This window comes from Rhodococcus sp. NPDC059968 (genome assembly GCF_042738615.1).
In the GTDB taxonomy this organism is placed as follows: Bacteria; Actinomycetota; Actinomycetes; order Mycobacteriales; family Mycobacteriaceae; genus Rhodococcus_F.
On the sequence record NZ_JBHWUE010000166.1, the window covers coordinates 1 to 13,955 of the forward strand.

The 13,955-nt window shown below is 67.3% G+C and carries 16 protein-coding genes; 5 read left to right on the plus strand and 11 right to left on the minus strand.

What is annotated here, in order from left to right:
• On the minus strand, positions 1-182 hold a 182-nt coding region (locus tag ACFWAY_RS50810), incomplete at its 3' end, for a dihydrodipicolinate synthase family protein (RefSeq protein ID WP_378516114.1).
• Between the two features lie 217 nt (positions 183-399).
• Here ACFWAY_RS50810 and ACFWAY_RS50815 point away from each other — a divergent pair.
• The 3 genes from ACFWAY_RS50815 to ACFWAY_RS50825 all read left to right on the plus strand — a co-directional run bounded on the left by ACFWAY_RS50815 (position 400) and on the right by ACFWAY_RS50825 (position 1,844).
• Positions 400-570, plus strand: a complete 171-nt coding sequence (locus ACFWAY_RS50815; protein ID WP_378516115.1) for a hypothetical protein — start codon at positions 400-402, stop codon at positions 568-570.
• A 251-nt stretch (positions 571-821) separates the two neighbouring features.
• Positions 822-1,469, plus strand: a complete 648-nt coding sequence (locus ACFWAY_RS50820) for a phosphate uptake regulator PhoU (RefSeq protein ID WP_378516116.1) — start codon at positions 822-824, stop codon at positions 1,467-1,469.
• An 87-nt stretch (positions 1,470-1,556) separates the two neighbouring features.
• Positions 1,557-1,844 (plus strand): DUF3349 domain-containing protein, encoded by a 288-nt coding sequence (locus ACFWAY_RS50825; RefSeq protein WP_378516117.1) that lies wholly within the window; start codon positions 1,557-1,559, stop codon positions 1,842-1,844.
• A gap of 167 nt (positions 1,845-2,011) precedes the next feature.
• Here the strand turns inward: ACFWAY_RS50825 and ACFWAY_RS50830 are convergent, their stop codons facing one another.
• The 5 genes from ACFWAY_RS50830 to ACFWAY_RS50850 all read right to left on the minus strand — a co-directional run bounded on the left by ACFWAY_RS50830 (position 2,012) and on the right by ACFWAY_RS50850 (position 6,664).
• Positions 2,012-2,749 (minus strand): winged-helix domain-containing protein, encoded by a 738-nt coding sequence (locus ACFWAY_RS50830; RefSeq protein ID WP_378516118.1) that lies wholly within the window; start codon positions 2,747-2,749, stop codon positions 2,012-2,014.
• A gap of 120 nt (positions 2,750-2,869) precedes the next feature.
• Positions 2,870-3,640, minus strand: coding sequence for a phosphate ABC transporter ATP-binding protein PstB (gene pstB / locus ACFWAY_RS50835; RefSeq protein WP_378516129.1), 771 nt, complete (start codon positions 3,638-3,640; stop codon positions 2,870-2,872).
• A gap of 160 nt (positions 3,641-3,800) precedes the next feature.
• Positions 3,801-4,712: a phosphate ABC transporter permease PstA gene (gene pstA / locus ACFWAY_RS50840; protein WP_378516119.1), complete on the minus strand. Its 912-nt coding sequence runs from the start codon at positions 4,710-4,712 to the stop codon at positions 3,801-3,803.
• Positions 4,712-5,692: a phosphate ABC transporter permease subunit PstC gene (pstC, locus tag ACFWAY_RS50845; RefSeq protein ID WP_378516120.1), complete on the minus strand. Its 981-nt coding sequence runs from the start codon at positions 5,690-5,692 to the stop codon at positions 4,712-4,714. Before pstC ends, pstA begins: the two co-directional genes overlap by 1 nt.
• Positions 5,693-6,664, minus strand: coding sequence for a PstS family phosphate ABC transporter substrate-binding protein (locus ACFWAY_RS50850; RefSeq protein WP_378516121.1), 972 nt, complete (start codon positions 6,662-6,664; stop codon positions 5,693-5,695).
• A 518-nt stretch (positions 6,665-7,182) separates the two neighbouring features.
• Between ACFWAY_RS50850 and ACFWAY_RS50855 the strand changes: the two genes are divergently transcribed.
• Positions 7,183-8,529 (plus strand): hypothetical protein, encoded by a 1,347-nt coding sequence (locus tag ACFWAY_RS50855; protein WP_378516122.1) that lies wholly within the window; start codon positions 7,183-7,185, stop codon positions 8,527-8,529.
• A 315-nt stretch (positions 8,530-8,844) separates the two neighbouring features.
• Positions 8,845-9,804 carry a PstS family phosphate ABC transporter substrate-binding protein gene (locus ACFWAY_RS50860; RefSeq protein ID WP_378516123.1) on the plus strand — a complete coding sequence of 320 codons (960 nt, stop codon included), beginning with the start codon at positions 8,845-8,847 and terminating at the stop codon, positions 9,802-9,804.
• Positions 9,805-9,921: 117 nt separating this feature from the next.
• Here ACFWAY_RS50860 and ACFWAY_RS50865 read toward each other — a convergent pair whose 3' ends face one another.
• The 5 genes from ACFWAY_RS50865 to ACFWAY_RS50885 form a co-directional block, all read right to left on the minus strand.
• Positions 9,922-10,740 (minus strand): aquaporin, encoded by an 819-nt coding sequence (locus ACFWAY_RS50865; RefSeq protein ID WP_378516124.1) that lies wholly within the window; start codon positions 10,738-10,740, stop codon positions 9,922-9,924.
• Positions 10,737-11,132, minus strand: a complete 396-nt coding sequence (locus ACFWAY_RS50870) for an ArsR/SmtB family transcription factor (protein WP_378516125.1) — start codon at positions 11,130-11,132, stop codon at positions 10,737-10,739. Before ACFWAY_RS50870 ends, ACFWAY_RS50865 begins: the two co-directional genes overlap by 4 nt.
• A gap of 75 nt (positions 11,133-11,207) precedes the next feature.
• Positions 11,208-12,974, minus strand: coding sequence for an arsenical pump-driving ATPase (gene arsA, locus ACFWAY_RS50875; protein ID WP_378516126.1), 1,767 nt, complete (start codon positions 12,972-12,974; stop codon positions 11,208-11,210).
• A gap of 15 nt (positions 12,975-12,989) precedes the next feature.
• Positions 12,990-13,412, minus strand: coding sequence for an arsenite efflux transporter metallochaperone ArsD (gene arsD, locus ACFWAY_RS50880; protein WP_378516127.1), 423 nt, complete (start codon positions 13,410-13,412; stop codon positions 12,990-12,992).
• Positions 13,413-13,434: 22 nt separating this feature from the next.
• A complete protein-coding gene (locus ACFWAY_RS50885) occupies positions 13,435-13,851 on the minus strand; it encodes a low molecular weight phosphatase family protein (RefSeq protein WP_378516128.1) in 417 nt (138 codons plus the stop codon).
• Positions 13,852-13,955 lie beyond the last annotated feature (104 nt).

The window sequence follows — 13,955 nt, forward strand, 5'->3', positions numbered from 1 at the left end:
AGCTGTGCGACTCGCTTGCGCTCTTCTCTGGTCAGGTAGGCGTAGCTACCGGTGGACCCGAGGGCGCTGATGGAATCGACCCCCGCGTCAGCCAGGCGCGAGACAATTCCAGAGAACGCGGACTCGTCGATTTCTGTCTCGCTCATGGGCGTAAGGGGAAAGGCGGATAGTCCGGAGAACATCGGTCGAACCTCAATTCGCTCTGTAGCAATGTGACCACTATCGTCGACCTGGCCCGGGGGCGGGGAGCGTCACAGCAGCATGTCCGGATTGTCCGTTGTTCACCGCGGTCGATAACGGAAAAATCGGACATATTTGCCTTCGAATCGACTAAGGATGCGGATGCGACTTGGCTGCGCACAGGATCGTTTGGGTACTCCGCCTGAAGGTGGTGATCGTATGACTACTCACGACTCGATTCGGTACTGGATTGCCGAACAAATGCATCTCGACATCGAAACTGCCGAACCGGCCGAACTCGGCAGGCTCGATGCTGTTACCGCAGTGGCGGAAGCGGGGTATGTGCGCTCATTGCTCCGCCTCCGTGAATACCGCCCTCTGGTCGGGTGAGGCAGAGGATTTCGCGCCTGGGCGTTGTTAGGGCGTCGTTCGGGACGCCGCCTTCGCTGCTGTTCGGCGCCGTGGCGATGCCTTCGCTGCTTTTCGCCGCGTGCAGGGAACTGTTGCGGCAGGCCGCTTGGCCGCGGTGCTGGAGCGACTTCACGACATGCGGGGGAGATTCTCCTGGAACTGGGTATTCAATGATCGACGACGATGATTGATCCGGACGCGCAGTACGAACCGCAGGAGGTGCTGGGACGATGCGGCAACACTTCTCTGGGCAGCTCGAGAAGATGAGAGTGGATCTCACCGATCTGTGTTCGTTGACCGAAACCGCGATCGATTACGCAACACGGGCATTGCTCGACACCGACCTGGGTGCGTCGGAAGCATGCGCCGACGTCGATACCGACATCGACTACCGGGCCCAGGAGCTCGATCACCGAGCGGTGACGCTGATAGCCCTGCAGGCGCCGGTCGCGCAGGATCTGCGCGCTCTGATCAGTTGCATCCACAACATCGGCGATCTGCGGCGGATGGGCACCCTGGCGGCGCATATCGCCGAGGTGGCGAGGTTGCACTTCCCGGCCTCGGTCGTACCCGGTGAGCTCCGGGGTGTCATTTCGAAGATGGGTGTGGCGGCGAAGGCGCAGGCGGCGGCGGCCACCGAGGTCCTGCGTGACCGCGATTGCGACCTGGCGTTGGAACTAATCCAGGCAGATGCTCGCACCGATGCTCTGCTTCGCGAGTTGTTCGCTGTCACCAAGAGTGACGACTGGCTGTACGGGGCGGCGTCGGCGGTGAACATCACGCTGTTGGGGCGTTTTTACGAACGCTTCTGTGATCACACCGTGGCGGTCGGTCGTAACGTCATTTTCGTGGCGACGGGCGACTTTCCGGTGGAGTGACCGGGGTGTGCCGTCCGCATGTTCGGCTGCGGCCTGGCATCCCGTCGACCGTAGTTTCGCAGCAGCTCGAACAGGGATGATCCGCTCATGTGTGTGGTGGTCCGGCTCAGGTCGTTCGTGGGATGGCTGCGTGCCGGCTACCCGCGGACGGACGACCCGTACGGCTACATCCCGTTGGTGGCCCTCTTCGGCGGAGCGTTGACCGACGAACAGGTCGAGCAGATCGCGGCCCGGGTCGAGGCCCGCGGCGCCGGCCCGGTCGACGACCTCGACATCAAGGTCGCGATCACCCACCTCACCCACGAGATGCCCACGGACAGCGACCTGCGGCGGGTGCGTGATCGGCTGACCGCTCGACGAGGTAATCCTGGCTGATGGCCGACACGAGGCGACCGGCCACGGGTGAGGACCTCCCCCGAGGCTGCGCTGGGCTGTCGGTAGGGGCGGCCCGTCGGCCGTGCTGCTGGCCGAGGCTCGATCTCCGCGGGGCTGCCGACGAGGGCCGTGGTCTCGGCCATTTCCTCGATCGTCGTGGTCCGCCGTCAGTCGCACAAAGACGGCGCCAACCGGTACCCCACTCCGCGGATTGTTCTGATGATCTGCCCGTGATCGGGATCGGCGCCGAGCTTGGTGCGCAGTCGCCGGATGTGGACGGCGACGGTATTGGTGTCGCAGGCGCGGCCCCACACCGCCCTGCTGATCTGGTCCGCGTTGGCCACCCGGCCGCGTTGCTCGATCAGATAGCTCAGCAGCTCGAATTCGCGGCGGGTGAGCAGGACTTCCACGCCTCGAACATGCACCTCGAAGGCCGAGATGTCGACGCGGATGGGGCCGGCGACCAGTGCCGTTCGAGGCCGTAGCGCGGGGTGCTGCACGAACCGCCGGATGTCGGTGAAGTCGTACGGTCGCGCCGTGGTGGCGGTGGCACCGGCCGCGATCGCCTGCCGGGTGAGGGTCTCGTTCCCGGGCTGCGCACCGACCAGGATGGGCACATCCGAGTACCCCCGGACCGTCGCGATCACCTGCGCGGCGGTGACACCGCCGGCCATCTCGGGCGCGACCACGACAACGGCGGGAAGGTCGGCGCCGACCGCCAGCAGTGCGGCGGCGCCGTCGGTGCACCACTGCGTCCGGACGCCGACCCGGTCGGCCGAGTCGATCAGCGCGGCGGCGATGACCGGGTCGGGTTCGGCGAGCAGAACCCGGCTGTCCCGTGAGGTGGAGGCACGCCGGTCGGTGAGCGTCACGACCTCGTCCACCCGCCGTGAGTCGATGCTCAACGAGAAGCCCCCTCCGCAGCGTCGGCCCGCACGCAGGCGATGCAGGACTCCTCACCTGCCACTTCGGGACGCGGTGACCGCGAGGAGGCGGTCGGCGCAACAGATCTGGACACGGTCGTCTCAGCCGAACCGGCCGCTGATGTAGGCCTCGGTTCGCGGGTCGGCGGGGGAGGAGAAGATCTTCTCGGTGGTGTCGAATTCGACCAGTTTGCCCTGCCGGTCGCCGTGCTCGTCGGCCTCGGCGGTGAAGAACGCGGTGCGGTGGGACACTCGGGCGGCCTGCTGCATGTTGTGCGTGACGATGATGATGGTGAACTTTTCGGAGAGCTCGTCGATCAGGTCTTCGATCTTCGCCGTGGCGATGGGGTCGAGGGCCGAGCACGGTTCGTCCATCAAGATGACCTCGGGTTCGGTGGCGATCGCGCGGGCGATGCACAGGCGCTGCTGCTGACCGCCGGACAGGCCGGTCGCGTCGTGCTTGAGCTTGTCCTTGACCTCGTCCCACACGGCGGCGGCGCGCAGCGCCCTCTCGACGACCTCGTCCATGCTGCGGGTCTTCATGCCGGTCACCCGCGGCCCGTAGGCGATGTTGTCGTAGATCGACTTCGGGAACGGGTTCGGCTTCTGGAACACCATGCCGACCCGGCGGCGCAACTCGATGACATCGACCGCGCTGTCGTTGATGTCGATGTCGCGGTAGGTGACCGTGCCGTGCACCTTCGCGCCGGGAATGAGGTCGTTCATCCGGTTCAGGCACCGCAGCACGGTCGACTTCCCGCACCCGGAGGGGCCGATCAGCGCGGTGACCTCGTTGGCGGCGAAGGACAGGTGCACATCACCGATCGCGAGGAGGCCGCTGTAGCTGACCCCGAGGCCATCGGTGGCCATCATGGCGTAGGTCCTCCCGCCCTTCGGTGCCCGGGGGGCGTGGTGGTGGGTGATTCGCTTGAGCAGCTGCTCATCCTGTGCATCGAGGACGGGCGTCGACTCTTCTTCGGTACTCATGGCTGTATGCCTCGTTCGTGTCATGAAACTTGGGTCCTCCCCGCGTTCACCACCGCCGCTGGAAACGGTTGCGCATCCAGATCGCGAGAGCGTTCATCGCGAGAAGGATGATCATCAACAGAAGAATCGTGGCCCACGCCAGTTGCTGATTCGCCTCCTCAGGCAATTTCACCAGGTTGAAGATCTGCACCGGCAGCACCGTGTACCGATCCAGGAAGCCCTCGGGATTGACGGTGACGAACACCGTCGCCCCGACCAGCAGCAGCGGTGCGGCCTCCCCGATCGCCCGAGACAGGGCCAGGATCGTGCCGGTGGCGATACCGGAGATCGCCGACGGCAGCACCTGCTTCCAGGTGGTCTGCCACAGGGTGGCCCCCAACGCCAGGGAGGCGTCCCGGATGTCCCGCGGCACCGAGCGCAACGCCTCGCGGGTGGTGATGATGATCACCGGCAGGATGAGCAGGGCCAGGGCCACCGAGCCGGCCAGCACCACCGGGCCCAGCGAGATCGGACCGCGCACCACGAACGCCAACGTCAGGATGCCGTAGATGATCGTCGGCACCGCGACCAGGTTCTGAATGTTGAGTTCGATCAACCGATTCCACCACTTGGTGCTGTCCGCGTACTCCTCGAGGTAGACCGCGCCGGCGATACCGATCGGGATGGCCAAGATGATGGTGCCGAGCATCACCCACAGGGTGCCGAAGATCGCCGACTGCACACCGGAGGTCTCCGGGTGCAGCCGGGACGGCTGCTGGGAGATCAGATTCCAGTCGAAGCGGGCCAGTCCCTCGACGATGATGACCGCCAGCACCGCGAACAGGAACAGGCACGAGAGCGCCAGGCACACCCACAGGATCCCGGCGAACACCGCCGACCGGGTGCGGTTGCGCCGCTTGCCCGTGACGAGAATCTTCCCGAGATCGACGGGAGCCTTCTTCACCGACGTCGTGGTCATCAGTAGGCCTGCCGGTATCTACGCACCAGGGTGATGCTGACCATGTTGATCAGCAGCGTGAGGAAGAACAGCAGCGCACCGACCGCGAAGAGGGAGTAGTACACCGGGCTGCCCTGCGGGGCGTCACCGCTGGCGACCTGCGCGATGAACCCGGTCATGGTCTGCGCACCCACCAGCGGGTTGAGGGTGAACTGCGGTTGGCTCCCGGCGGCGATGGCGACGATCATCGTCTCACCGACCGCCCGGGACAGTCCCAGCACGATCGCGGCCACGATCCCGGACAGCGCGGCGGGGAACACCACCCGCACCGTGGTCTGCATCCGGTTCGCGCCCAGCGCGTAGGAACCCGCACGCATATCCCGCGGCACGGCCGACATGGCGTCCTCCGACAGGGACGACACCGTCGGGACGATCATGAAGCCCATCACGATGCCGGGCGAGAGGTTGTTGAAGATCTGCGCGCCCACCCAGTCCTGCAGCAGCGGGGTGACAATGGTCAGCGCGAAGACGCCGTAGACCACGGTCGGCACACCGGCGAGGATCTCCAGGACGGGTTTGACGACCCGGCGTATCCGCTCGTCGGCGTACTCCGCCAGGTAGGTGGCGCCGCCGAGGCCGAGCGGCACCGCGACGAGCAGGGCGATGATCGTGGTGCTCAGGGTGCCGGCGACGAGCGGCAGCACACCCCATTCCTTGTCGGTCCAACTCGTCTTGCTCCCGAACCCGGCCGTCCAGGTGGTGCCGGTCAGGAACTCCCAGAGGGGGACGTTCTGGAAGAACGTGAACAGCGGGGCGATCAGGGCCACCACGATCGCCGCGGTGATGACCACCGACAGAAACGCCGAACTGGCGAGAAGGACCTTGATGATCTTCTCGCCGATGCGTTTGCTCTGCGCGCTGAGGTCGACCGGTAATCCGACCGGCGGTCGCCTCCCTGAGCTTGCGCCCGGGGAGCCCGCCGTGATCGGGCCGGAACTCATTTAGTTGCCGGCCTTCGCATTCAGCGCGTCGAGCTCGGTCTGCGCCACCTGCAGTTGCGCGGGGGTGAGCGGAATGAACTTCGCTGCCTCCACGATCTCCTGGTTGGTGCCGAGGTAGAAGTCGGCGAAGGCGACGACCTGAGGCTTCTTCAGGGCGGCGTCGGAGACGTAGATGAACAGCTCCCGCGAGAGCGGCTTGTAGGTGCCGTCCTGCGCGGTTTGGGCCGACGGCGCAATGCAACCGCCGCCGCTGTCGATCTTGACGCCCCTGACCTTGTCCGCGTTGGCCTCCAGATAGGAGTAGCCGAAGTAGCCGAGCGCACCCTTGGTGGCGGAGACACCCTGGACGGTGATGTTGTCGTCCTCGGTCGGGTTGTAGTCGGTGCGGCTGGCGCCCTCCGTGCCGTTGATGGCCTGGGTGAAGTAGTCGAAGGTGCCCGAGTCCGAGCCGGCGCCGAACAGCTGCAGCGGCTCGTCCGGGAACGACGGATCGACCTGATTCCAGTTGTTGACGGTCGAATCCGGTGCCCAGATCTTGTTGAGCTGCGCCACGGTGAGGCAGTCGGCCCAGGTGTTGTCGTTGTTGACCACGACGCTGAGCGCGTCGTTGGCGACGACGAGCTGGCTGTACTGGATTCCCTTCGCCTGGCAGGCGGCGATCTCGCTGTCCTTGATCGGCCGGGACGCGTCGGAAATGTCCGTCTCGCCGGCACAGAACTTCGCGAATCCGCCGCCGGTGCCGGAGGTGCCGACGGTGACGTTGGCATCGGGGTGCTCGCCCATGAACAGCTCGGCTGCGGCGGAGGACAGCGGTTCGACGGTGCTGGATCCGTCGATCACCACTGGCCCGGAGACGGATTCTCCATCGCCGCCACCGGTGCTGTCGTTGTTGCCACCGCACGCGGCCAGGGTCAGCCCGGTTGCCACCGCCACAGCCGCTACGCGAATTCGCTTGAATCGGAGGATGGTCACAGGGGTGCCTCCTGCAGACGTTCCGACGCGGCGCCGGAATCGGTGTGCCCACGTTCGTGGGACCCCTCTATCGAAGCCCCTCAATCTGAACGGCACATGAACAAAATATGACAGCGGGCGAGGTTCGAGCGTAGCCCCGCGATGACGGGCCGACCGCCGAAACGGGCGAATCCCGTGCAGCCGGGTGGTAACTCGAGAAGTAGTCGGAATTCCTCGCCCCCGGGCGCAGGGATGAACCCCACCAAGGCGTCGATTCATCAGATGGACACAGAGTGTCTGGACGATGAACATTCGGTGGTGTGTCGTCGTCCCCGCATGCCGCAGCGAGCATCACCGCACTTGGGTGACAGCGGATTTCGTACCCAGAAGACGGATCGGCACTGCGGACGGAGCAAGCGCTGCTCGACACCTGCGCTGGTCGGACGGCGGTGGCCGCGGGGCAGACTGGAGACGGTCGGCGACACGATTTGAGCGGTGTCGGGGCGACCCACTGTGCAGCAGTGCGTGGAGGAGGACTGGTGTTCCACCGCGGTGACACCCTCACCGGCGAGGTGCACGCCCTCGACGAGTGGATACTCGTCGAGCCTGAGGCGCGCCGCGCACACTGGCGGAGCTTCCTGGCCTCCACTCCGGGACGGCTGTCGGTGCTCGCGGTGGTCCTCGTCGCGGCCGCGCTCGCCGCGGGCGTGGTGACCGCGACGGTCAACGACGCCCGGCAACGGGACATCGATTCCCTACGGACCCACGCGGAGTCCCTCGCCGACGCCGGCCAGAGCCTCTACAGTGCGCTGTCGATCGCGGACGCTGCTGCCACGACGTCGTTCATCTTCGGCGGGACCGAGCCGGTCGAGGTACGCGAACGCTACAACCAGGCCGTCGGTGACGCCGCCAACGCGTTGGTGACCGCCGCGAACGGCATCCCCGCAGCCGATGCCGACGCCGCCGGCCTGCTCTCCGAGGTGTCGAGGCGCTTCGCCGAGTACACCAGCCTGATCGCCACCGCCCGCGCCAACGACCGATCCGGAAACCCGGTCGCAATCACCTACCTCGATAACGCCTCCGCACTGATGCAGGGCACCATCCTTCCGCTGGCACACCGGCTGTGCACCGACCAGTGGAAATCGGTGGCCACCACCCAGATGCGCACCACCCGGCTGCCGGTGGCCGCTCTCGCGGTGACGGCGTCCGCGCTGATCGCGCTGGTCCTGGCGCACATCTACCTGACGCGCAAGTCCAGACGGCTGCTCCACCCCGGTCTGATCGTGGCCGCACTGCTGATGGCGGGCCTGTTGGTGTGGTCGGTGGCGGCGTTCGGGGTGTCCGCGTCGGCCGGGGCGCGCGCGAGGACCGACGGGACGCAACCGCTCAGTGCGCTCGTGACGGCCCGGATCCTGGCGCAACAGGCGCGGGCGGACGAAATGCTCGGCGTGCTGCGGCGGGGCTCGGACTCCCAGTCCGAGGTCGACTTCTCCCGGCACACGACCGTGGCGGCCAAGATACTCGGCCAGCACCGGAACAACTCGCAGGGCTCGGTCGCCGATGCGCCGGTGACCGAGGCCGTCGCGGCGCTCGACGGCTGGCGGAGCGCGCACACGGTGCTGCAACACCGGCTCGTGAACGGCGACTATCCCGGTGCGGCCGCCCTCGCCGTCGGGCCCGGCGAGGGCGCGTCCACCGCCCGGTTCTCCGCGCTCGACGAGGCGTTGCGGTCCGCCCTCGACCGACTGGCAAGCGCGGAACGCGCGGCCACGATCACCGCGTACCGTGCGACGTCACCGCTGACCGTGGGGGCACTGGTGATCGGGGTGCTCTGCGGGTTCGCGGTCGGCGGCGGCATCTGGCCCCGACTGAACGAGTACCACTGATGCCACGCAGGGATGACCGAGACGGGTGACGAACCCGTTCAGCGCGGGCGAACATCGGCGCAGAGCATCTCGCGTCGCTCGTCTCACCGGCGTGCACCTGACTGCGCAGTCGGTCGAGGGTGTGGTTCACCAGACGCGCCAGCAAGGAGGGGTGCAGTCGGTAAACAGTCGGCGCGAGACCGGACTGGAGGCACGGGGAGCCTGTGACCTCGAGTTCATGACCCGTTCAGATAGACAGGTTTCGATATAGGGGCTGTGAGTGTGGACACACTAGGTGTCCGACCGCGGGCGCGTATCTATCTCAGGAGGCACCCAGTGACCATCCGTCAACTCAATCGTGCGTGTGCAGCAGTCGTCGCAGTAGCAGCTGGAGTGGCCCTGGCAGGGTGCGGAAGCAACGACAACACCGGTGGCACAACCATCTCCGGGCCGGTGGTGATCGACGGATCCAGCACCGTCGAACCGCTGTCCTCGGCCGCGGCGGAATTGTTCATGAGCGAGCACCCCGATGCCAACGTCACCGTCGGCACCTCCGGCACGGGCGGCGGGTTCAGGAAGTTCTGTGCGGCCGAGACCGACATCTCCGATGCGTCCCGGCCGATCGAGGACGACGAGATCGCCGCGTGTGAGGCCAAGGGAATCGCGTTCAGCCAGCTCACCGTCGCCAACGACGCGCTCAGCGTCGTGGTCAACCCCGACAACACCTGGGCCGACTGTCTGACGGTGGCGCAGCTCAACAAGATCTGGGCACCGGATTCGACCGTCAACAACTGGAATCAGGTCGATCCGTCGTTCCCGGACGAGCCGCTGGCGCTGTTCGGCGCCGGCTCGGACTCGGGAACCTTCGACTACTTCACCCAGGTCGTCAACGGGCAGGAGGGTGCCAGCCGCACCGACTACAACGCGACCGAGGACGACAACATCACCGTGGCGGGAGTGTCCGCCGACAAGGGCGCGCTCGGCTACTTCGGCTATTCCTATGTCGAGGCCAACCACGACAAGGTCAAGGCCGTCAAGATCGACGGCGGCGGTGGGTGCGTGGCGCCGTCGGCCGAGAGCGCCCGGAACGGCAGCTACACACCGCTGACCCGTGAATTGTTCATCTACGTCTCCGACGCCGCCCTCACCAAGCCCCAGGTCGTCACCTTCGCGGACTTCTACCTGCGGTCCAACCAGGCAATCGTCGACGCGGCGGGCTTCATTCCGCTCACCGACGATCAGCTCGAGGTCGCGTTGTCCGAGCTCGACGAATTAAACAACAAGGTCACCAACTGATCTGTGCCCGTCCGCGTTGGGCGGTCGCGCGCGGTACCTCCGCACGTCATCGAGGCCTGAAGGCCGTCGGTTCGACGCCGAGATTTGCAGCAGATGAGGGACGATCGCGGTGCCCGCTCAGCCGGGTCCCGGGCGCTCCCGGCGGTCCGGGTCGCCGGGATGAGCCGGGCCCGCGGGCTGCCGGGCGGGGCGGGCGCCGTGCGGCACGACGGCGTTGTCGGCGGTGGCCGTGGCGTCCGGATAGAGCACCACCACCAGGGCGAGCCCGATCAGGCCGCCGACGCATTGCGCGGCCACGAAGGCCGGCGCGGAGGAGGGTGCGATGCCGGCGAAGGTGTCGGAGAAGATTCGGCCGATGGTCACCGCCGGGTTGGCGAACGAGGTGGAGCTGGTGAACCAGTAGGCGGCCCCGATGTAGGCGCCGACCGCGGCGGCGGACAGCGCGGCCCGGCCGGTCCGTGCGAGAGCGAAGATCAGCAGGATCAGTCCCGCGGTGGCGACGACCTCGCCCACCACGTGCCCCGCCGTGATCCGCTCCTTGGTCGAGAGCTGGAAGGCGGACAGATCGAACATCACGTTCGCCAGCACCGCCCCGGCGATGCCGCCGGCGATCTGCGCGAGCGCATAGGCACCGACGGCGGATCCGGTCATGCCGGTGCCGCGGCGGCGGCCGAGCAGCCAATCCGCGGCCGAGACCACCGGATTGAAGTGGGCTCCGGAGATCGGCCCGAGCATCACGATCAGCACGGCGAGACCGAACACCGTCGCCGTCGAGTTCTCCAGCAGCTGCAGCCCGGTATCGGTGGGGGAGAGCTGCTGCGCGGCGACCCCGGACCCGACGACCACCGTCACCAGCAGGGCGGTGCCCAAGAATTCGGCGAGCAGTCGGCGCGCCAACGGCGGCAATGCCGGCACTGTCCGCGGTGTGCCGGTCACCGCGAGCCCGCGCTCACCCCGGCATCGGCGAGAACGCCGGGCACGATGTCCGCACCGAGTGCCGCCGAAAGAATCTCCAACGCGGCGGGAATCACCCGGTAGTACACCCAGGTCCCGCGCCGCTCACTGTCGAGCAGACCCGCTTCCCGCAACACCTTGAGATGGTGGGAGATGGTGGGCTGGGTGAGGTCGAAGGTGCTGGAGATGTCGCACACGCAGGCCTCACCACGGGCGTGACTGGCGACGATGCTCAGGATCCGCAGCCGGACCGGATCACCAAGGGCCCGGAACATGCGCGCCAACTCCACCGCCGGGGCCGCCTGCAGCGGCTCGCCGACCAGCAGCGAGGTGCACGCGGGTTCCCCGTGCTCGGGACCGGTGTGTTTCGACACCCTTCAACATTGGCGGGTATCTATTCACCCTGGCAAGTGAAGGTTCGATGAACGCCGCCGGGAACCCGGTGGAGGTCAGTGGGTGAGGGCGGTCCCACTGGCGGTCAACGTGGTCAGTGCAGGCGCTCCGACGGGTTCGGCCGGCAGCATGGGCACGATCGCCACCCGGCGGTGTGCGGCGGTGACGGCATCGATCTCGGGGAGCTCGACCGCGGCGCGCCGGCGGAGCAAGTCGGAGCTCGGGTGGGCGGCGGCGAGGGAGTTGTTGACCACCCACCCCCACGGCGTGATCCCGGCCCGCTGCAGGTCGGCCTGCAGGCCCTCGGCCTCGAGACGGGGGGTGGTCTCGGCGAGCGTGACCAGCAGAACCTTCGTCTCCTCCGGGTTCTGCAACCGCATCAACGGAGTCGTGAAATTCGTGTTGTCACCCATCTGCCGGGCGATCTCCCGGTGATACGACCCGGTGGCATCGAGCAGCATCAGGGTGTGCCCGGTGGGGGCGGTGTCGACGACGACGAACTTCCGCCGTGATTCGTGGATGACCCGGGAGAACGCCTGGAAGACAGCGACTTCCTCGGTGCACGGCGAGGCCAGGTCCTCGGCGAGGGTGGCCCGGCCCTGCTCGTCCAGCGCCGCACCCTTGGTGGCCAGCACCCGATCCCGGTACTGCGCCGTGGCCACGGCCGGGTCGATCCGCGACACCTGAAGACCCTCGAGATTGCCGTCGAGGGTGTCGGTCAGGTGCGCGGCCGGGTCGGTGGTAGTCAGGTGCACCTGATGCCCGCGCCGGGCGAGGGCGACGGCGATCGCGGCGGCGAGGGTGGTCTTGCCGACCCCGCCCTTGCCCATGCACATGATCAGCCCGTGATCGGCTTCGGCGAGTTCGTCCACCAGCGCGGACAGCGGCGCCTCCGGCAACGGTGCCGCACCCTCGATGACGGCGTCGGTTGCCGCATCACTGCCGGTGGTGAAGAGGGCCTCGAGTGCGCCGATGCCGACCATGTTGGTGGCCTTGAGCTGCACCTGATCGAGCGGCAGACCGGTCAGGGCTGCGGGAAGTGAGGCGAGGACTGCCTGTTCCCTCCGGTAGATCGCGGCAGCGAGTTCGTCCCCGTCCTCCGGTTCGGGGAGCAGTCCGTTGATCACGATGTGCTGGTGGCTCAGGCCGATGTCGGCGAGTTCGGTGTGGGTGCGGGCGATCTCGGCGAGCGGGGCCCGCTGCGCGCGGGTAACCAGCACCAGGCGGGTGCGCTGCGGGTCCGCGAGGGCGGCGACCGCGTCGGCATAGATGCTGCGTTGCTTCTCGAGCCCGGACATCGGGCCCAGGCAGGAGGCGTCGCCCTTGCCCTCGTTGAGGAAGTCGGTCCACGACCCGGGCAGCTGCAGCAGCCGGATGGTGTGCCCGGTCGGGGCGGTGTCGAAGAGCACGTGGTCGAACCCGTTGACGGTGTCGTGGTCGGTGAGCAGGGCGGTGAACTCGTTGAACGAGGCGATCTCGGTGGTGCACGACCCGGACAGTTGCTCGGTGATCGACGCCAGTTCCTTCTCCGGCAACAGCCCCCGCACCGGTCCGACGATCCGTTCCCGGTACGCCTCGGCGGCCTGCTCCGGGTCGATCTCGAGCGCCGAGAGCCCGGGCACGGTGAGAACGTCGGTGATGGTGTTACCTATGGTCAGCCCGAAGACCTGCCCGACGTTCGACGCCGGGTCGGTGCTCACCAACAGCACCCGCTTACCCGCGCGGGCGAGATGAATCGCTGCGGCGCAGGCGATCGAGGTCTTCCCGACCCCGCCCTTACCGGTGAAGAACAGGAAGCGGGGCGGGGTATCGAGAAACTTCATAGCGGGCAAAGCCTTTCAGCAGCAGCTGGTGCTGCCGTTGTTGTCGGTGGGGGCGCAGCAGGATCCGGCGTCGGTGGTGTCGGTGAGCCCGAGCATCTGGATCCCGGCCGGGGCGACGGTGTCCGGGGTGTCGGTGATCATGCCGGCCCACTTTGCGAGCTGGCTGCGGTCGGGGTAGCGGCCGGTCTGCGCGGTCACCCCATCCACCAACACCAGCGGCAGGCCCTCGGATCCGGATACCTGCAGGAACGCCTTGACCGGTTCGCGCTCGGCGAACGCGAGCGGCTCGCTCGCCAGGTTGAACCTGGCGATGTCCCCGCCCTGGGAGCGGACCCAGTCCATGTCGGCGGAGAAGGTGACCAGCCCCTGGTCGACGTCGTCGCCGCAGACGCCGGTGTTGCAGCACAGGGCGGGTTCGAAAATTTCGATAGTGGGCATGAGTGGTTTCTCCTCAGGCTGGTCAGGATTCGGTGGTGGTCAGCTGATCGGCGAGTAGGCGGACCCGGGCGGCGATATCGTCGCGGACCAGGCGCATCCGCTCGATCCCGTCGATACCGCGCTCGGACGGCTCATCGGTGTCCCAGTTCTCGAACCGGGTCCCCTCCACCGGGTCGACGTGCGCCTCGCGGCCGAGGGTGACCACCAGATCGACGTCGCGGACCAGTTGCGGGTCGATCAGCGTCGGGGTCTGCCCGGAAATGTCGACCCCCACCTCCAGCAGGGATTCGGCGGAGAGGGCGTTCACACTGTTGCCGGGTTTCGTTCCCGCCGAATACACCTCGACCGCATCCCCGGCGACGCGGCGCATCAGCCCGGCAGCCATCTGGGACTTGCCGCCGTTCTTCACACACACGAACAACACCGACGGTGTACTCATCACGCGCTCCTCTAGTTCCCGGCCGCCGCGACGGCGGCCGCGGTGTCGACGGTGTTGGCGGTGATGTCGCCGCGCTCGGCCAGCCAGCGCTCGGCATCCATCGC